The following is an 18,319-nucleotide window of genomic DNA, read 5'->3' on the forward strand; positions in this document are numbered from 1 at the left end:
ATATCTATAACATCGATATTGAGTTAGAAGCGATATCGATCATGATATGATTTATTCATGGATACCCTCAACCCCAACTGGTTCTTGCGAGCCCGCCTGAAGACGCGGCAATTGCTGCTGTTGATCGCCCTTGACGAGCAGCGCAACATCCACCGCGCGGCGGAAGAATTGCACATGACGCAGCCGGCCGCGTCCAAGCAAATCAAGGACCTGGAAGAGATGCTGGACGTGCGCCTGTTCGACAGGCTGCCGCGCGGCATGGAGCCGACCATCTACGGCGAAACGATGATACGCCACGCGCGCATGGCCTTGACGAGCCTGTCGCTGGCGCATGACGACATCGTCGCCCTGAAGTCGGGCCTGACGGGCCAGGTGGAAGTGGGCGTCATCATGACGCCGGCCATGGCCTTGCTGCCGCGGGCGATTGCCCGCATCAAGCAGCAGGCGCCCTTGATGCGCATCGGCGTGCACCTGGAGCACAGCAATACCCTGATGGACATGCTGCAGCATGGCACCCTGGACTTCATGATCGGGCGCATCCTGGAAAAGGAAAGCAGCGCCGGTCTCATCTACGAGGAATTGACGGAAGAGCCGGCCAGCGCCGTGGCGCGCAATGGCCACCCTTTGCTGTCGCGCAAGAATCTGCAGTTGAAGGACTTGGCGGGCCAGCCGTGGATCTTGCCGCCGCAAGGCAGCATCCTGCGCCACCGCTTCGACATGATGTTCCGCCGCGCGGGCCTGGAGCCGCCCGTCGACGTGGTCGATACGACGGCCTTGCTGTTGATCACGTCCTTGCTGCAGCAAACGGACTCGCTGCACGTGATGCCGACGGAAGTGGCGCACTACTACGAATCGTTGAACGTGCTGAGCATTTTACCCATCGAGCTGCCGTGCAAGATGGATGCGTTCGGCATCATCCGCCAGCAGGATCATCTGTTGTCGCCGGGCGCGGACATGTTATTGAAAGCTGTGCGCGCCACGGCACAGGATATGTACTAGTCGGGCACTTCAAAGAAAAACAGCTGCACCAGCCGCCCATTCTCCGGCGTGTCGCCAAACACATTGCTGATCGAGTGAAAGTAATGGCCCTTGTAGACGATCAGGCGGTTGTGGCGCATGGGCACTTCCAGCAGGGCTTGCCAACTGTCGCGTTGTTCCTGTAAGTCGTTGAATTTCTGTACTTTACTGTTCGGCAGCCAGCGTTTCTGGAAATCCTTGAAGCTGGCGTAGCCGCCCGCCTTGACGTCCGCCTCGGGCAGTCTCCGGTACCAGCCGCTGGGCTGGTGGCGCCAGAACGTGGTGCCGCCCTGGCATTGCTCGGGCGGGTTCAGATACAGCACGCCCGCATAGAAATTGAAATTGTTGCCCGTCTCATTGTCCACGTGGATATCCGTGCGCGCCATGGCGTCCGCATAGCTGAGGCGGTACGAGCCATTGTCGGGCGAAATGAAACGGATGGGGCGGCCCAGGGCCGTGGCGATGCGCTCCATGATGGCCTGGCTGGGCTGGCCCGCCGTCTGGCTGCCCGGATAGTTTTGTCCCGCATAGCGCTGCTGCTCGAACGGCAACGCCAGCGCCTGCGCGCGCCAGGCGGCCGGGTCGGGCAGGAAATCGTCGAGGATGTGCAAGTCCGTTTCGCGGATAAAATCGTGCAGGGTGTCCGCGACATTGAGCGGCGTCAATGTTGCTGCCTGTTCCGCTTGCGGGCTGGCAAAGCCGATGCAGCACGTTTGCGCCAGCGCCGGATGCAGCGCCAGGCCTTGCGCGTAGCGGGCCAGCGCCAGTTCCTGCTGTCCCGTGCGGTAATACAGCTCGGCCAGGCCCTGCAGGGTTTGCCAACGCTGCGGACGCAGGGCGTGGGCCCGCTCCAGTTCGGCGATGGTCTCCAGCAGACGCTGTTTTCCCATCAGCAATTCCGCATGGCTGATGGCGAAATCGTGCTCGTGCGGCGCCAGCCGCGCCGCCGTGGCGTAGCTGGCCAGCGCCGCCTCGCTATCCGTGCCGCGCAGCACGTTGCCCAGGTTGTAGTGGAACAGGGCGTTGTCGGGCTGTTGCTTGAGCGACAGTTTTAACAGGCCCAGGCCGATGGCGCCCTGGCCCAGTTCCAGCATGGCCAGGCCCTGGAAATGCTGCGCTTCGGCCAGGGCCGGGTCTTGCTTGTAGGCGGCCTGGTAGGCGTTGATCGCTTCGATCAGCTTGCCCGCCTGTTGCAGCCGTTGCCCGTTTGCCAGATGTTGTTCCGCCAGTGTCTGTTCGCCCATGTCGCTATCCCGATGCAATGTGGCGAACAGTGTAACCGAGCCCGTTCTACTGCGCCTGGTTGACGGGAATTTCTTCCCCGTTCAGCTTGATCGCCACCTTGACGATCTGCGCCTTGACCTGGTTGCTGGCCATGTCCGCTTCCTGGGCGTAGGCGTACACGACGATGGCGAAGTCCTTGTAGCCGCTGCGCGCCGCCTCGATCTTGCGCGCCGCGTCCTGGTCCACCTTCAGCAGCGAATAGCCATCGCCATTCGTGAACGCCAGCTTGTAATCGCCGTTGTCGTACATGTAGTAATACGTGCCCGCGTCGGCGAACTTGGCCGGGAAGGCGGCCTTGTCCATGGCGTACGGCGACAGCGCGCCCTGGCCATTGATCTGGTAGCGCAGGTAGCGCCGGGTTTTCGCTTCGCTGACCTTGGCGTCGATCTGCGGTTTCAGGGCGTCGAGCACTTCCTGCTTGCGGAAGGCATCGTTGCTGCCCGCATATTCGCGCGAGATGCGCTGCGCCACGGCCGCGTAGTCGGGCGGCACGCCGGACAGGGCGATGTAGCTGTACATCAACTGGTTGCCGCTGGTGATGTCGACATAGCTGGACGCTGGGGTGGCAGCGTCCGCTTGCGGCAGGCTGGCGGCCGCCGCCTTCACTTGCGCCTTGGCGGCCAGGTCCGCGACATTCGCGGCGACAGGGGCGGAAGTGGCTGGTGTGGCGTTATCTGTCTTGCCGCAGGCGGACAGGATCACGGCGATGGCGAGCAGGGCGGGGAAAGTGCGGTTCATGGTATTTCCTTCAGTATGGGTGTGTAAGAGGTGACTTAGCCGACGGTTTTGCGCTTGTATTCGCCATAGCCGTACGCGGCCAGGACAATGCTGGCGGCCAGCACGAGATAAAAGCCGATGCCGAACGAGAGCCCTTGCCACACCTGGCCCAGCATTTCGCTGGCCATCTGCTCGGCCATGCGGGCCGCGCGGCTGCCCATGATGCCGCTCATGGCGTTGCCCGCGTCACTGACGGCGCCCTTGATCTTGATGAACAGCAAACTGCTGTGGATGACGATGAACAGCAGCGGCGCGCACTTGCCCAGCGCCGCTTTCGGGTGATTGCTGGCCATGGTGGCGCAGCAGGCGGCAATGGCCAGCAGGAAGAAAAATTGCGCCGAGGTAAAACCGCCGCCGCCATCGCGGGCAAAGCTTTCCAGGCTGTCGGCGGACAGGCCCAGCAACTGCCAGTAAGTGCGCGACACGGAGGCGAACAAACGGATGCCGATGGTGTTGAAGACAAAGGCGCCGGCGATCAGCACGCCCAGGCTGGCCAGCACCTTGATGCCCAGCGCCGAGACGGCCTGGCCCCACAACTGCTGGCCCTTGTCGCGCGCCAGTTTCGCCGCGCCGGCCATCTCTTCCTGCGCCAGTTGCTGCGTCGCCACGGCGCTGACCGTGTCGAGGCCGCCTGACTCGTTGAAGCGCACGTCGACGACGGCGTTGATGGCGGGCGCCACGTCGGAGCGCCAGTGGGTGGCGACGTCGAAGGCATGTTGAATGCCGGCCACGCTGACGGAACCTTGTCCGCTGGCTTGGTAGGCGAGGATGCGGCCCCGTTGGCCGGTGGTGATTGCTGCTGGGCTGGATGCTTGCATGGGATTTCCCTGGTCACTGTCATGCTGTATTGCATGTACCCACGGATAACGGGGGCAGTTCAGGGAAATCCAAAATTATTTGAAATTATTTTTTGGGCGGCTGCATCAGGTCTTTGGCGGCGCCCTGGTAATCCTTCATCAAGCCCATGAACGCGTCCTGCAAATGCCGGGCCGCATCCTGCGGCGGCGCGCCCGTGCGCCGCGCCAGGTCGAATTTATACGCATGGGCGGCCGTGTAGCCCGCCTGCGAGGCGGCGTCCAGCAGCGCGCCCGCCCGTTTCAGCGAGGCGGGGTCGCCCTTGACCATCAGCAATTCGGCCAGATAGGTCTGGGCAATCGGAAAGTCTTTCGCGGCCGCCTTTTCCAGCCACTGCATGCCCGCCTTCGGCTGTTTGACACCCGCGTCGCCGCCGCCGATGCCATAGCCAAGGGCCGTCAGCGCCACCAGGTCGCCGCCCCGTGCGCGCTTTTCCAGCTGCTGGCGGGGAAACGGACGGGCCGCGATCTGCATGCGGATTTCATAGTTGATGTCTTGCAATACGTTGCCTGGCCACACCTTGACGCCCGGTGCGGCCGGCTTTTCCATGGCTGGCGCTGGCGCGCGCATGCCGCTGTTGCCCGAGGCCAGCACGCCCGGTGTTGCCTGGCTGACACCCTTGCCGCTGCCCATGTTCAGCACCAGGCGCGCCGACGTTTCGCCGAACGACACGCGGGGCTTTTGCACGTCGTGCGTCATGGCCGCGACGCGTGCCGCCACCTGCGAAAACACGTCGCCCATGGGCAAGCCGGGAGCGTCCAGCGCGTCGAGCAGGGCGCTCGTGTAGGGGCTGTTGCGCGAATCGGGCGACCAGAAATCGCGGGCCAGGGCGCCGGGACCGGCCGAATAGGCGATCACCACGCCCCGTGGCGCGGCCGTATCGGCAAAGCCGTGGCTGGCCGCATTGCCGCCGGGAACCACCACCGCGCCGCCGCGCGTATATTCCTGGCGGCAAGCGTCAAGGATCAGCACGGCGCCGCGCGCGCCCGTGCGCTGCAAGTCGCCCGCCAGGCTGGAAACGGACACGCCCTGCGCGGCAATCGTGGTAGCGCTGAGCGCATTCATGTTGGCGCCCAGCGGCAGCACATAATTGGCTTCGCCCGCCTGCGCGCCGTGGCCCGCGTAAAACACGAGAGCGATATCGGCGCCGCGCGCCTGCGTGGAAAACTCGGCCGATGCCTTTTGCAGCTGCGCCGCATTGATGTCCGTGCGCAGCAGCACTTCAAAGCCCAGGCGGCGCAGGCGTTCGGCCATGGCGCGCGCGTCATTCACGGGATTTAACAGGGGCTGCGGATAGGCCGCGTTGCCGATCACCAGCGCGATGCGCTTGCCGGGACCGCTGCCGACATTCCCCGTGGCCGCTTGCACGCCGTTACCGCAGAGTAAAAAGATGAGGCTGAAAAACAGGGGAATCAGGCGATACATCGGCGTCTCGGGAATTGTCGTGAAAGTAACAAAAGTTAGCGATTTTGACGGTGATATGAGAAAATTGCTTAAATGCATTTTACCTTACTGACAAGTTTCTCTTGTCTGGCCAGCGTATTGCTTGTTTGCCGGTGCGCGTCGCCGCCGGCCAGTGGCGCGTGGCGCCCAACACACGATCGGACCGGCTGTGCAATCGGAACAATTTGAACGGATTCATGCTTTCTGGACCCGCCGCCCGCAGCTGACACAAGGCGAACTGGGCGAGTTTTACCAGCGCGTCATCGCCGCGCTGACCCCGTGCCGCCCGCGCGAGGCGGCGTCGCTGGGCGATTCCCTGGCCGATCTGCGCCACCAGTTCTTCATCGAAAAAGTCTTGCACAGCGACAGCGACGCGGCGCCCCACCACGTCGGCGCCCTGTTTTTGTACTTCAAGCGCTTCATCATCGACCAGCTGCGCAAGCAGCGTGACGACGATGCGGATGCGCAAGAGGGCTGCGAGCTGCGCGCGCCCGACGCCTATGCGGAGCCGCTGCGCGACTACCAGCTTACGCCACAGCAAGTGCGCGAGGCGGCCGACAGTTTCATTACGACCTTGCCCCGCGACTTGATCTTGCTGCTGCGCCATTGCGGCTGCGGCGGCATGCCCGTCAAGGAATTGGCCGAGCAGATTGCCTCCGCGCACTACCACGGCGGCAAGCTGGGCCTGGTCCACAGGCAGAAGGGCGAGCTTGCCAGCGCGGGGCGCCAGGTGGTCGAGCCGGCCCACCGCGCCACCTTGCTGGGCAGCTGGGTCTTGAGCCTGCTCAAGCTGCGCGTGGGCGATACCCTGGCCGCGCGCGACATGCAGGCGGCGCAAATAGTTTTGGATATCTTGTGCGTGGCCGCGTTATCCCTGCACCTGGACCCCGCGTCCCCTCCCTCGAACCCGGATGAAAGGCCACCGGCATGAATGCATTGACGCCCACCCTGGCCATCGTTGCCGCGCGCTTGCCGTCGCCCCCGTCTTCCATCGACGTGCTGGACGACGAGGTGGCGGGCGCCACCCCCGATTGGCGCGGCATCGCCGTGCCGGAACACGTGATGCAGCGCTTCGCGCGCCGCAGCGACGCGGCGCCGCTGGCCGGGCGGCCCATCGCGGGCGGACAGATCCACCTGCTGGCGCGCCGCCCCGGCTTCGGCGCCGTGCTGCTCGATGCCTGGGACGGCGCGCAGCAGCGCTGGCGCGGCTGGCTCGTCACGCCGGACACGTCGTATGCGGACGCCTGCGGCCTCGTGGTCGAGGAGCGCGACGCGCCCGCCGACCCGCGCGCGGGCCTGGTGTTGTGCGACATGCCGGTGATCCTGGCCGTGACGGACCTGGGCGCCTGCCTGGGCGTGTTCAGCCAGGAGCGCCTGCAGGCGGCGCGCTGGCTGGAGCTGCATGGCCGCGCCAATGGGGCTGCCGCCGCACCGGGCGTGATCGCCCGCGTGGCCTTGCCGGGCGACGATTACGCCTTGACGGGCACGCCTTTGTCGAGCGAGCTGGGCAAGGATGGCCGCGTGGCCTACCGGCAATTGCTGCGCCAAGGGCTGCAGCAGTTGCAGATCGCTTCGGCCGATGCTACTTCGCCACCGGTGAAGGTGCCAATGCAGGCGGCAAATTCCAGCCGCTGGCTCAAACTTGTCACGGCCGTGGCCGCCAGCGTGATGGTGGTGCAGTCGGCGTGGCTGTTCCTGCCGAAAGAGGGCGCCGTCGTCGGCAATGCGGAATTCCGCAACGGTGCTCCACAGGGCAGCGGCGTCGAGTCGGGCGTGCGCACGCGCGTGCTGTTCCGCGCCGAGGCCACGGAGGCGGAAATCCGCACCTGGCTGCAGCGCGAGCAGCTGGAAATCGTCGCCGGACCGGACACCCTGGGCGCCTTCACTGTGTTGTCGCGCAACCGCCAGAAAGTCTTGCCGCCGCCAGGCCCGGGCAATCCGCTGGCCGTGATCAATCCCTGACCCCGAAATAAGAGAAAGTTATCAAGTATGGCAACGTATAAGAATTTTGCATCTGCGCACTGGCGCAAACTGGCCATGGGCCTGGCCGCCGGCGTCCTGTTGACGGGCTGCGCCATGACGCCGAATGGCCGTGGCGGCGTGTTGATGGGCCTCGATACGGCCGAGCTGTTCGGCACGCCGATTTCCACCTTCCGCTTGCGCGATGGCACGGAAGGCACGTTGCGCAAGGATCCGAAGGGCAAGTATTCGATCAAGCTGTCGCAGGCGTTCCGCGTCGTGCCGCTGGACAAGGCCATCACGGCCCGCGTGGCGCGCGTGGAAAACGTGGGCGAGCGCACCGTGGTGATCGTCGAAACCCAGGAGCGCGGCTGCGCCTACCGCTATGAAGTGCTGGCGTTCCAGGGTACGGACGTGCTGCAGTGGACGGTCGGCAATTGCAACGACCGCCCCCGCGTGGAACTGGCGGCCGATGGCAAATCGCTCAATATCGACTTCCCCAATTACAACCGCCTGGCGCGCATGATTTACACGGACAGCCGGCTGCTCAACGCCAGCGTGCCCGTGCCGCCCGGCGTCGATACGCGCGCGCAGCCGTTTGCCGACGACGCCTTGCGCGCCGCCGGCCCCGTCATCGCTACCGTGCCGGGCAGCGACAGCGGGCGCGTGATTCCCGCCGCTCCGGCCGCCGCACCGGCAGCCGCCACCAAGCCTGCCACGCGCGCCACCGGCCGGAACCGCCGCCAGGTGGCGCAGGAAGCGCCCGCGCCAGCCCGCACCGTGCCTGGCGCCCCGGCAGCGGCAGCTCCGGCCGCGCGTGCCGGCGACAGCGCTTCGCGCGTGCCGGCCGCCATGAGTTTCCAGACGGAAGAAATCAAGCCCGTCGTCATCGATTTGAGGAAATAGGATGGCCGCCAGCTTGCGCAGTCTGCAAATCCGGCAGACCTTGATCCTGATCGTCCTCACCATTATGTATCTGTGCTTCGAGCTGGGCTTCAATGCCCGCCTGCTCGACGTGGTGGGGGGCAACGTCAAGCCGGAAGACGTGGAAGGGGTGGAATTCTATGGCCGCAGCCTGTCGGGCATCGCCGCCGCGCTGGTGGTGCTGCAGCTGATGTGGCGCCGCCGGCTGAAGAACAATGGCAGCGGGCCGGGCTGGACCAAGATCCTCGTCTGCTGCGTGGTGACGGCCGGCGTCGTCTTCGGCGTGCTGAAAACCACGGTGAATGTGCTGGTCAATACGCGCGACGCGGAATTTCGCCGCATGGCCTTCAACACCACCCTGCTGCAGCGTTCGCTGGTAGGCGGCAGCTTGCAGCTGCAGGGCCTGGTTGACGATCCCACCCTGTTCGCCAAGCCGGAGGGGAAATCCTTCCTGGCCCTGTTCCCCTTCCTGGCCGTCTCGGTGCGGCATCTTGACGAGCGCATGGGACCGGCCAAGGAGCAGCTGGTGCGCGCCAACGTGCGCCAGGTGGCAGGCGGCCCGTCCGGCTACTATGACAAATATCAAGAGGCCATGCGCGAGCTGGCCGGCAAGTGGGAATTGTATGCGGGCATCATCCCCGACAGCGATGCCGGCTTGCGCGCCAAGCAGCAATCGTCGTGGCAGGAATACGTGAGCAGCCTGTCGCGGCGTGGCTGGCAGCCGCATTCGGTGCCGATGCGGCGCCAGGCTGCCGTCGTCAACAATGTACGCAAGAAAGTGCCCGTGCCCGCCAACTGGCGTACCGACGATGAGCTGGGCTTCCGCGCCGCCGTCAAGCGCCGTTACGCGGCCGAGGCGGCCAGCAAGGGCGTCTCCGTGCGCGGCGAGCGCATCCCGCCGGGCTTGCCGTTTGCCGCTTTTGTCGCGCGCCCCGGCGTGCAGGCGGAATTGCGCGAAGCGTTGAAATTGCCGGCCAGCGCCACGGTGCAGGCCGCGTATGCGAGTCCGGCCGAGTTCGGCCGCCTGTTCGACCAGTTCCTGGATCGCCAGACGGCGGAAAAACTGGTGGAATACCGTGCCAGCCGCACGGATTTTGAAGCGGGCGGCAGGTTCTTCCACGAAGGCAAGGAAGCGGCGCGCGCCGCCATCGTGCCGCCCGTGGCCCTGTTCTTCTCGCTGCTGGGCGCCATCGGCCACTTTTCCAAATTGCTGTATCTGATCGCGACCGTCGTATTATTGCTGCTGGCCATGCGCCGTGGCGAGCAGGCGGGCGCCGATGGACAGCTGAGCCGGCGCTCCGCCTGGATCGCCACGGGCGTGCTGGCGACGGCCTTTGCGGGTACCTGGGGCATGCTGTCGGTGCTGGACAACAACGTCACGCGTAGCGAGCTGTTCCGGCAAATGCTGGACTGGACGCGCCAGGGCGAGCCAGACAGCACGCGCTGGAATCTCGCCGGCAAGGCCATCCTGGCCAATATCACGCACGTCGTGGCGGTGGGGCAGGGCTACAGCTACCCCGTCAACGAAGCGATCCGCATCCATGTTTTGCAGGGAATTCACTATGGCTATCACCCGCAACAAAAATAAGGCGGCCGCGCTGGCCTTGCTGCTCTCCATGGCCAGCACGGTCGCGCAAGCCGATTGCTTGGGCATGAAGATGCATGCGCACCGCGGCGCCGGCAATGCGCCGGAAAACTCGCTGAGCGCGCTGCGCAACACGTATTTCGGCACCTGGGACGGCGTCGAGACGGATTTGCAGCTGCTGGGCGACGGCAGCTGGGTGGTGCACCACGACTTGCTGACGGGAAGGGTCGTCGACACGGGCTCGCCCCGCACCGTGAAACAATTGACGGCCGACGACTGGCGCGCCGCCAGCATGAAGAACCGCGGCGTGGCCACGCCGGAAACGCCGCCGTTCGTCACCGATGTCGCCGACCTGGCGACGGCTTTCCCGGCCAAGACCCTGAATGCGGAAATCAAGGATGTGGTGTCGTCGTGCGCGCCGATCGCCACCCTGGTGGGACAGTTGCGCGCGAACATCAAGCACGGCAACTGGTTTTTGACGTCGGGCGTGCCGAACAACCTGGCGTGCGCGCGCCGCGCCGATCCGCAGGGTTACCTGGGCCTGCTCGTGTTTGACGCGCGCAATGCGCAGGCGGCCGGCGCCAACCGGGTCAGCCGCTATATCGCGAAAAATGCCCGCCCGCCCAAGCTGGACAAGCCGTGGCTGCAGCGCGTGCAGCAACAGATCGGCATGCCCACCGGCGTGCATGTGGATGCGCGCAGCCTGGACGCCAATCCGAATCTGCTGGCTGATGCCGCCAGCCTGAACATGCCCGTCTTCGTGTACGCCGTCGATGGCGACTCGGCCCTGGCCGCGTCCCTGCTGCGCGCCCAGCAGCGCAGCCACCGCTGGCCCAGCGGCGTCATTCTTGACGGCAATCCCGAGACGTTTTGTGCGATGATGAAGTAAGCATTTTTACTTGCCGAGAGACCATGCCATGACCCTGCCGCAACCCGACCCCGCCGCCGCGCTGGCCCGTAGCGCCATCGGCGCCATGTTCTTTTCCCTGTTTGGCGGCCTGTGGGTGGCCGCCTGGTGCGTGCAGACGTATGGCGCGCATCCGTTCAGGCTGCTGCCGGTTGCCGGCGTCACCGTCTTGCTGTTCATGCTGGCGTGGCGCCAGTTCCGGCGCCACCGCGCCGCACATGCGGCGGCGGAGCAATCGCCGGAAGCGAAACGCGTGGGGCGGCTGTTCAATATCGTGAACGCCGGGCAATGGATTGCCATCTTCATCGTCGGCAACGTCCTGAAAAACATGGGCTTGCAGGCGTGGTTCATTCCCGCCGTCATTTTGATCGTGGGCCTGCATTTCTTCCCGCTGGCCTGGCTGTTCAAGGCGCGCCGCCACGTGGCCATCGGCATGGCCCTGTGCGTGTGGGCCATCGGCTATCCGCTGACCGTGCGCCATGGGCCCATGCACCCCATCGGCTGTCTCGGTGCCGGCCTGATCCTGTGGGTGGCGGCCCTGTCCGCCGTGCGCGCCGGTTTTGCCGTGCAGCAAAGCGCCTTGCAAGCCCAGAAATAGCTGTATCCGACGGCCCGCGCAGGGCCGTTTTTGCCTTTTCCCTGCCGCATTCCTGCCGCATTCCTGCCTCTTTTTTGCGCATCGCAGCATCGATAATGTTTGCATCGCGCGCGCGACTGGCCTATAAATGTAATCGATTACATTTTATTGAGCACCTTCATGCCGCCAGCCGTTCCATCACCTTTGCCGACAGAAACCGTCTCCATCAGCGCCGTCGCCGCGCATGCGGGCGTGTCGGTGGCCACCGTGTCGCGCGTGATGAACGAGCAGGCGGGGGTGCGGGCGCCCACGCGCGACAAGGTGCTCGCTTCCGTGGCGGCCCTGGGCTACCGCATGAACCATCTGGCGCGCAGCCTGCGCACGGCCGAGAGCCGCATGCTGCTGACCATGGTGCCCGACGTGGGCAACCCGTTTTATGCGCAGATCGTGCGCGGCATCGATACGGTGGCGCGCGAACACGGCTATTTCGTGTTGCTGTGCGACACGGGCGCCGACGCGGGCCGCGAGCGCTCGTATTTCGACTTGCTGCGCATGCACCGCGCCGACGGCGCCATCTGCCTCGATCCGGACACGGTACAGCATGCCTTGTCGCATGAATCCGTCAGCCTGCCGTGGGTGGCCTGCTGCGAATTCGACCCTGCCGTGGCCGTGCCCTATGTCGGCATCGACAACCACCGGGCCGCCTCCGACGCCGTCGCGCATCTGCTGGCGCGCGGCCATACGCGCATCGGCCTGATCAACTCGGATGAACGCTATCTGTACGCGCGGCAACGCCAGCAAGGCTATCTGGACACCCTGGCGGGGGCCGGCCTGCCCGTGCAGCCGCAGTGGGTGCACACGGTGCAAAGCCTCGACTATGAAGCGGGCACGGCCGCCACCTTGCGGATGATGGCGGGGCCGGATGCGCCCACGGCCATCTTTGCCGTCTCCGACACCCTGGCCATCGGCGTGCTGAGCGCGCTGCGCCAGTTGAAGAAGCGCGTGCCGGAAGACGTGGCCGTGATCGGCTTCGACGATATCGCCATCGCCGCGCAGATCGATCCGGGCCTCACCACCATCGCGCAACCGATGCGCCAGCTGGGCGAGACGGCGGCGAGACTGTTGCTGCAGCGCTTGGCGGACCCGGCGGCACAGGTGCCGGGCGTGTTGCTTAACCATAACTTGGTCTTGCGAGGGAGTGCATAGTGAGCGTTGCCGTCGGTTTCGAGGGGGTGTGCAAGGATTTCGGCCCCGTGCGCGTCTTGCATGGCGTCAGTTTCAACCTGGCGCCGGGGCGCGTGTATGGCTTGCTGGGCGAAAATGGCGCCGGCAAGTCGACCCTGATGAAAATCCTCGCCGGCTACGAGGCGGTGAGCGAAGGGCAGCTGCTGATCGATGGCCAGCCCCGGCGCTTTGCCAGTTCGCGCGCGGCGGAATCGGCCGGCATCGTGCTGATCCACCAGGAATTCAACCTGGCCGAGCACCTGACGGTGGCGCAAAACATGTTCCTCGGCCACGAGCAGACGCGCGGCTGGCTGCTCGACGAGCGCGCCATGCGCGAAGAAGCGTCGCGCTATTTGAAACAGGTGGGCCTGGACGTGTCGCCCGAGACGAAAATCCGCGATTTGATTGTGGCTGAAAAGCAACTTGTGGAAATCGCCAAGGCCCTGTCGCGCCGCGCCCGCTTCCTGATCATGGATGAACCGACGGCCACCCTGACGTCGTCGGAAACCCAGCGCCTATTCGCCGTGATGGCGCAGCTGAAAGCGGACGGCGTGACGATTTTGTACATTTCCCACAAGCTCGATGAAGTGGAGCGCAACACGGACGAGGTCATCGTCATGCGCGACGGGCGTTTCGTCACGCGCGAACCGACGGCCAGCCTGACGCGCCAGCAGATGGCGAACCTGATGGTGGGGCGCGAATTGTCGGACATGTTCCCCGCGAAAGTGGCGCTGGCGAAAGAAGCTCCTGTGTTGCTGAAAGTCGAGGGGCTGACGGTGCCGGGTTGGTCCAGGGACTTGTCCTTCGAGGTGCGGGCCGGCGAAGTGTTGGGCTTTGCGGGCCTGGTGGGCGCGGGGCGCACGGAATCGTTCGAGGCGCTGCTGGGCTTGCGTCCGCGCAGCGCGGGGTTGATCCATCTCAATGGCCAGCCCGTGGACATCCGCACGCCCAAACAGGCCATGCAGCATGGCATGACGTATTTGAGCGAAGACCGCAAGGGAAAAGGTCTACATGTGAACCTGGGCTTGCGCGAAAACCTCACCCTGATGACGATGGAGCGCTATGCGCGGCCGTGGCTGGATGTGGCAGGCGAGAAAGCGGCGCTGGCCAAGGCGGTGCTGGACTTCAATATCCGCACGGGCGACCTGGACAGCCGCGCGCGCATGCTGTCGGGCGGCAACCAGCAAAAGCTGGCGCTGGCGAAATACCTGCATTCGGACCCCCGTGTCGTCGTGCTCGATGAGCCGAGCCGCGGCGTGGACGTGGGCGCCAAGCGCGACATTTACTTTTTGATCCACCGCCTGGCCGCCGAAGGGCGTGCCGTGATCGTGATTTCATCCGAACTGATCGAATTGATCGGCCTGTGCCACCGGGTCGCCGTGATGCGCGCCGGCACCTTGCAAGCCACCCTGTCTGCTGACCACCTGACCGAAGAGGAGTTGATTGCCCATGCAACCGGCACGCACTGACACCACTGTCTCCACCGGCGCCCCGGGCGCCAGCATCGCCAGACTGGGCGCGCGCATCAAGGGCTTCGGCCCCGTGCTGGGCCTGTTAGCCCTGTGCATCGCGGGCACCTTGCTCAATGGCGACTTCGCCACCCTGGACAACCTGATGAACGTGCTCACGCGCACGGCTTTTATCGGCATCATCGCCGTCGGCATGACCTTCGTCATCATTTCCGGTGGCATCGATCTGTCCGTCGGTTCCATGGCGGCCCTGATCGCCGGCTGCATGATTTATTTCATGAATGCGCTGGCGCAAGGGGCGGGCGGCGACCTGGCGCCCATCACCATGCTGGTGCTGGGCATCGCCATGGCATTGATCCTGGGCGCCGGCTTTGGCCTGATGCATGGCTTGTTAATTAGCAAGGGCAATATCGAACCGTTCATCGTTACTCTGGGCACCTTGGGCATCTTCCGCGCCGTCTTGACGTACCTGGCCGATGGCGGCGCGCTGACCCTGGACGCCACCCTGTCCGAGTTGTACAGCCCCGTCTACTACACGAGCGTGCTGGGCGCGCCTATCCCCATCTGGATTTTCCTCTTCGTCGCGGCGGCCGGCGCCATCATCCTCAACCGCACGACGTTTGGCCGCCATGTGCAGGCGATTGGTTCCAACGAGCAAGTGGCGCGCTATGCAGCCATCAACGTCGACAAGGTGAAGATCGCCACCTACATGCTGCTGGGCGTGTGCGTGGGCATCGCCACCGTGCTGTACGTGCCGCGCCTGGGCTCGGCCACGCCCACGACGGGCTTGCTGTGGGAACTGGAAGCCATCGCCGCCGTCGTCGTGGGCGGCACGGCCCTGAAGGGGGGCGAGGGGCGCATCGTCGGCACCGTCATTGGCGCGATTTTATTATCCGTGATCAGCAACATCCTGAATTTGACCAGCATCATCAGTGTCTACCTGAATGCCGCAGTGCAAGGCGTGGTGATCATCGCCGTCGCCTTCCTGCAGCGGGGCCGCAAATAAAACAAGAGCGGCGTTCTGAAAGGGCGGCCACCGGGCGCCCACAACCTTGGAGGAGAGCAGCATGAAGAGCTTTATACGGGTAGCAGGGATGGCAGTGCTGGTGATGCAGGCGTGGGCGTTGCCGAGTGCGCAGGCGGCAGAAAAGCTGGTGGTGGGCGTGGCCATTCCCACGGCCACGCACAGCTTTACCTCGGGCATCGTGTGGTGGGCCAACCAGGCCAAGGCGGAGCTGGAAAAAGCCCATCCGGGGCTGAAGATCATCGTCAAGACGGCCGCCACGGCGCCCGAACAGGCGAACCAGCTGCAGGACATGTTGACGGTGAACAAGATCAACACCCTGGTCATCTTCCCCATCGAGTCGGCCTCGCTGACGCAGCCCGTGGCGCAAGTGAAAAACAAGGGCGTGTATGTGACGGTGGTGGACCGCGGCTTGACGAACACGCAGTCGCAGGATGCGTACATCGCGGGCGACAACACGGCCTTCGGCAAGCTGCCGGCCGAATATCTGGCGAAAAGCTTGAATGGCAAGGGCAATATCGTCGCGCTGCGCGGCATGCCGACGACGCTCGACAACGAGCGCTATGACGCATTTTCCGCCGTGATGAAGGGCCATCCCGACATCAAGGTGCTCGACGCCAAGTATGGCAACTGGAACCGCGACGATGCCTTCAAGGTCATGCAGGATTACCTGACCCGCTTCAAGCATATCGACGCCGTCTGGGCCGCCGATGACGACATGGCCATCGGCGTGCAAAAGGCCATCGCGCAAGCGAAGCGCACGGACATCAAGCAAGTGTTCGGCGGCGCGGGCGCGAAGGGCGCCGTGAAGAAGATCATGGATGGTTCCGACCCGCTGATCGTGGCCGACGTGTCGTACTCGCCCAAGTTCATGTACGACGCCATCAAGCTGACGACGGAAGCGCGCCTGAAAGGTGATAAATTGCCGGCCAATACGATCATCCCGTCGGTGCTGATCACGCGCGAGAACGCCAAGCAGTTCTACTTTCCGAACTCGCCTTTTTAACCGAACCTCCCCCGGGGCCAGATTCCCGGGGGCCAAAGGATACCCATGAAAACCATCCAGGGCCCGGCCATCTTCCTGGCCCAGTTTCTCGGCGACGAGCCGCCGTTCGACTCGCTCGAGCACCTGGCGCAATGGGCGGCCGGCCTGGGCTACAAGGGCTTGCAGCTGCCGACGGCGCCGCGATTGTTTGATCTGGAACAAGCGGCTGCCAGCCAGCAGTATTGCGACGACGTGGTCGCCCTGCTGGCGCGCCACGGCTTGCAGGTGACGGAATTGTCGACGCATTTGCAGGGTCAGCTGATCGCCGTGCATCCCGCCTACGACGCCCTGTTCGACGGCTTTGCGCCGGAACAGGTGCGCGGCGATCCCGCCGCCCGCACGGCCTGGGCCACGCAGCAGCTGCTGTGGGCGGCCAGCGCCTCGCAGCGCCTGGGCTTGACGGCGCACGTGACGTTTTCCGGCGCGCTGGCCTGGCCGTATCTGTACCCGTGGCCGCAGCGCCCCGCCGGCCTGGTGGAAACGGCGTTCGCGGAATTGGCGAAACGCTGGCTGCCCATCCTCGACGCGTTCGACGCGGCCGGCGTGGACCTGTGCTATGAATTGCATCCGGGCGAGGACTTGCACGACGGCGTGACGTTCGAGCGCTTCCTGGCCGCCGTCGATGACCACCCGCGCGCATCGATCTTGTACGACCCCAGCCACTTCGTGCTGCAGCAGCTCGACTACCTGGCCTTCATTGACATTTATCATGCGCGCATCAAGGCCTTCCACGTCAAGGATGCGGAATTCCGGCCGAACGGGCGCCAGGGCGTGTATGGCGGCTATGGCGACTGGCAAGACCGGGCCGGGCGCTTCCGCTCGCTGGGCGACGGGCAGATCGATTTCAAGGCCATCTTTTCCAAGATGGCGCAGTACGATTTCCCCGGCTGGGCCGTGCTGGAATGGGAATGCTGCCTGAAACACCCGGAGGATGGTGCGGCCGAAGGGGCGCGTTTCATCCGCGAACACATCATCCACGTGGCGCAGCACGCGTTCGACGATTTCGCGGGCAGCGCGGTTGACCAGGATCAAATTCATCATTTGCTAGGCTTGAAATAGGGAGACGACATGCAGCGACGCTTGCGATTGGGCATGGTAGGGGGCGGGCAGGGCGCGTTCATCGGCGCCGTGCACCGCATCGCGGCGCGCATCGACGACCAGTACGAGCTGGTGGCGGGCGCCCTGTCGTCCGACCCGCAGCGCGCGCGCGACAGCGGCGCCGCGCTGCACCTGGCGCCGGAGCGTTGCTACAGCGATTACCGCGCCATGGCGCAGGCGGAAGCCGCGCGCGCGGACGGCATCGAGGCCGTCGCCATCGTCACGCCGAATCATTTACATGCGCCCGTCGCCACGGCCTTCCTGGAAGCGGGCATCCACGTGATCTGCGACAAGCCGCTGGGCATCTCGCTGGTGGAGGGCCGGGCGCTGGCGGCGCTGGCGCAGCAGAAAAACCTGCTGTTTGCGCTCACGCATACCTACAGCGGCTACCCGCTGCTGCGCCACGCCAGGGCCATGGTCGAGGCGGGCGACATCGGCGAGCTGCGCCTCGTGCAGGTGGAGTATTCGCAGGATTGGCTGGCCGATGCCATCGCGGCGGGCGGCATGAACGAGGGCAACTGGCATAACGACCCGCAGAAGGCGGGGCCGGGCGGTGTGCTGCTCGACGTGGGCTTGCACGCGTATCATTTGGCGCAATTCGTCAGCGGCTTGACGCCGCAGCAGGTGCTGGCGGAATTGTCGACCTTTGTTCCGAACCGCACCCTGGACGACCACGTGCAGGTGATGTTGCGCTACGCGAATGGGGCGAAAGGCACCCTGTGGGCCAGCCAGGTGGCGACCGGTTGCGAAAACACGGTGCGCCTGCGCCTGTTCGGCAGCAAGGCGCAGCTGGACTTTGATCAGGAACAACCGAACGAGCTGTGGTTCACGCCGCAGGGCGGCAACCGCCAGCTGCTGCGCCCGGGCCGGGTCGACAGCGCCGCCGCGCGCCACGCCACGCGCGTGCCGGCCGGCCATCCGGAAGGGTATCTGGAAGCGTTCGCCCAGTTGTACCTGGACGCGGCCTTGCGCATCCGCGCATTGCAAGCTGGCTTGCCCGTGCCCGAGGAAGCGGGCTGGCTGCCCACCGTCACCGATGGCGTGGCCGGCCTGGCCTTTGCGGAAGCCGTGCTGCGCAGCCATGCGGATGGCGGTCGCTGGACCGCGCTGCCGGACTGTTAAACTGGAGGC

General features: G+C 65.0%; 17 protein-coding genes. 13 read left to right on the plus strand and 4 right to left on the minus strand.

Features of this window, described 5'->3' with window-relative positions; genetic code table 11:
- Positions 1-57: 57 nt before the first annotated feature.
- Positions 58-999: a LysR family transcriptional regulator gene (locus O3301_RS12595; protein WP_305056524.1), complete on the plus strand. Its 942-nt coding sequence runs from the start codon at positions 58-60 to the stop codon at positions 997-999.
- On the opposite strand, the gene O3301_RS12600 is transcribed toward O3301_RS12595, so the two are convergent.
- From O3301_RS12600 to O3301_RS12615, 4 genes are all read right to left on the minus strand, one after another.
- Positions 996-2,261, minus strand: a complete 1,266-nt coding sequence (locus O3301_RS12600) for a DUF6445 family protein (RefSeq protein WP_305056525.1) — start codon at positions 2,259-2,261, stop codon at positions 996-998. The two genes, O3301_RS12595 and O3301_RS12600, sit on opposite strands and share 4 nt — an antisense overlap.
- Before the next feature lie 46 nt (positions 2,262-2,307).
- Positions 2,308-3,039: a hypothetical protein gene (locus O3301_RS12605; RefSeq protein WP_305056526.1), complete on the minus strand. Its 732-nt coding sequence runs from the start codon at positions 3,037-3,039 to the stop codon at positions 2,308-2,310.
- 35 nt (positions 3,040-3,074) lie between these two features.
- The gene (locus tag O3301_RS12610; protein ID WP_305056527.1) at positions 3,075-3,896 is read right to left on the minus strand and encodes a hypothetical protein; all 822 of its coding nucleotides are present in this window, start codon (positions 3,894-3,896) and stop codon (positions 3,075-3,077) included.
- An 85-nt stretch (positions 3,897-3,981) separates the two neighbouring features.
- On the minus strand, positions 3,982-5,358 hold the full coding sequence (locus tag O3301_RS12615) for a caspase family protein (RefSeq protein WP_305056528.1): 1,377 nt from the start codon (positions 5,356-5,358) through the stop codon (positions 3,982-3,984).
- Positions 5,359-5,545: 187 nt separating this feature from the next.
- Between O3301_RS12615 and O3301_RS12620 the strand changes: the two genes are divergently transcribed.
- From O3301_RS12620 to O3301_RS12675, 12 genes are all read left to right on the plus strand, one after another.
- Entirely contained in the window at positions 5,546-6,307 is a 762-nt protein-coding gene (locus tag O3301_RS12620; RefSeq protein ID WP_305056529.1) for a hypothetical protein, read from the plus strand.
- Positions 6,304-7,338: a hypothetical protein gene (locus O3301_RS12625; protein WP_305056530.1), complete on the plus strand. Its 1,035-nt coding sequence runs from the start codon at positions 6,304-6,306 to the stop codon at positions 7,336-7,338. Before O3301_RS12620 ends, O3301_RS12625 begins: the two co-directional genes overlap by 4 nt.
- Before the next feature lie 27 nt (positions 7,339-7,365).
- Complete coding sequence (locus tag O3301_RS12630; protein WP_305056531.1) at positions 7,366-8,241, plus strand: hypothetical protein; 876 nt, start codon at positions 7,366-7,368, stop codon at positions 8,239-8,241.
- Position 8,242: 1 nt separating this feature from the next.
- On the plus strand, positions 8,243-9,847 hold the full coding sequence (locus tag O3301_RS12635) for a hypothetical protein (RefSeq protein ID WP_305056532.1): 1,605 nt from the start codon (positions 8,243-8,245) through the stop codon (positions 9,845-9,847).
- Entirely contained in the window at positions 9,822-10,733 is a 912-nt protein-coding gene (locus tag O3301_RS12640) for a glycerophosphodiester phosphodiesterase family protein (protein ID WP_305056533.1), read from the plus strand. Before O3301_RS12635 ends, O3301_RS12640 begins: the two co-directional genes overlap by 26 nt.
- A 28-nt stretch (positions 10,734-10,761) precedes the next feature.
- Positions 10,762-11,349, plus strand: a complete 588-nt coding sequence (locus tag O3301_RS12645) for a hypothetical protein (protein ID WP_305056534.1) — start codon at positions 10,762-10,764, stop codon at positions 11,347-11,349.
- Between the two features lie 159 nt (positions 11,350-11,508).
- Complete coding sequence (locus O3301_RS12650; RefSeq protein WP_305056535.1) at positions 11,509-12,534, plus strand: LacI family DNA-binding transcriptional regulator; 1,026 nt, start codon at positions 11,509-11,511, stop codon at positions 12,532-12,534.
- Entirely contained in the window at positions 12,534-14,021 is a 1,488-nt protein-coding gene (locus O3301_RS12655; RefSeq protein WP_305056536.1) for a sugar ABC transporter ATP-binding protein, read from the plus strand. Before O3301_RS12650 ends, O3301_RS12655 begins: the two co-directional genes overlap by 1 nt.
- The gene (locus O3301_RS12660; RefSeq protein ID WP_289905891.1) at positions 14,002-15,027 is read left to right on the plus strand and encodes an ABC transporter permease; all 1,026 of its coding nucleotides are present in this window, start codon (positions 14,002-14,004) and stop codon (positions 15,025-15,027) included. The genes O3301_RS12655 and O3301_RS12660 overlap by 20 nt, the downstream gene beginning before the upstream one ends.
- Before the next feature lie 88 nt (positions 15,028-15,115).
- Positions 15,116-16,051 (plus strand): substrate-binding domain-containing protein, encoded by a 936-nt coding sequence (locus O3301_RS12665; protein ID WP_226941190.1) that lies wholly within the window; start codon positions 15,116-15,118, stop codon positions 16,049-16,051.
- 45 nt (positions 16,052-16,096) lie between these two features.
- Positions 16,097-17,149, plus strand: coding sequence for a sugar phosphate isomerase/epimerase (locus O3301_RS12670; RefSeq protein ID WP_305056537.1), 1,053 nt, complete (start codon positions 16,097-16,099; stop codon positions 17,147-17,149).
- A gap of 9 nt (positions 17,150-17,158) precedes the next feature.
- Positions 17,159-18,310 (plus strand): Gfo/Idh/MocA family protein, encoded by a 1,152-nt coding sequence (locus O3301_RS12675; protein WP_305056538.1) that lies wholly within the window; start codon positions 17,159-17,161, stop codon positions 18,308-18,310.
- The last annotated feature ends 9 nt before the right edge of the window (positions 18,311-18,319 follow it).

The sequence above is a fragment of the Janthinobacterium sp. SUN211 genome (genome assembly GCF_030587315.1).
GTDB lineage: Bacteria > Pseudomonadota > Gammaproteobacteria > Burkholderiales > Burkholderiaceae_D > Janthinobacterium > Janthinobacterium kumbetense.

Coding starts and splice junctions, on each gene's coding strand:
- O3301_RS12595 (WP_305056524.1), top strand. CDS start 58: ATGGATACCCTCAACCCCAACTGGTTCTTGCGAGCCCGCCTGAAGACG.
- O3301_RS12600 (WP_305056525.1), bottom strand. CDS start 2,261: ATGGGCGAACAGACACTGGCGGAACAACATCTGGCAAACGGGCAACGG.
- O3301_RS12605 (WP_305056526.1), bottom strand. CDS start 3,039: ATGAACCGCACTTTCCCCGCCCTGCTCGCCATCGCCGTGATCCTGTCC.
- O3301_RS12610 (WP_305056527.1), bottom strand. CDS start 3,896: ATGCAAGCATCCAGCCCAGCAGCAATCACCACCGGCCAACGGGGCCGC.
- O3301_RS12615 (WP_305056528.1), bottom strand. CDS start 5,358: ATGTATCGCCTGATTCCCCTGTTTTTCAGCCTCATCTTTTTACTCTGC.
- O3301_RS12625 (WP_305056530.1), top strand. CDS start 6,304: ATGAATGCATTGACGCCCACCCTGGCCATCGTTGCCGCGCGCTTGCCG.
- O3301_RS12630 (WP_305056531.1), top strand. CDS start 7,366: ATGGCAACGTATAAGAATTTTGCATCTGCGCACTGGCGCAAACTGGCC.
- O3301_RS12635 (WP_305056532.1), top strand. CDS start 8,243: ATGGCCGCCAGCTTGCGCAGTCTGCAAATCCGGCAGACCTTGATCCTG.
- O3301_RS12640 (WP_305056533.1), top strand. CDS start 9,822: ATGGCTATCACCCGCAACAAAAATAAGGCGGCCGCGCTGGCCTTGCTG.
- O3301_RS12645 (WP_305056534.1), top strand. CDS start 10,762: ATGACCCTGCCGCAACCCGACCCCGCCGCCGCGCTGGCCCGTAGCGCC.
- O3301_RS12650 (WP_305056535.1), top strand. CDS start 11,509: ATGCCGCCAGCCGTTCCATCACCTTTGCCGACAGAAACCGTCTCCATC.
- O3301_RS12660 (WP_289905891.1), top strand. CDS start 14,002: ATGCAACCGGCACGCACTGACACCACTGTCTCCACCGGCGCCCCGGGC.
- O3301_RS12665 (WP_226941190.1), top strand. CDS start 15,116: ATGGCAGTGCTGGTGATGCAGGCGTGGGCGTTGCCGAGTGCGCAGGCG.
- O3301_RS12670 (WP_305056537.1), top strand. CDS start 16,097: ATGAAAACCATCCAGGGCCCGGCCATCTTCCTGGCCCAGTTTCTCGGC.
- O3301_RS12675 (WP_305056538.1), top strand. CDS start 17,159: ATGCAGCGACGCTTGCGATTGGGCATGGTAGGGGGCGGGCAGGGCGCG.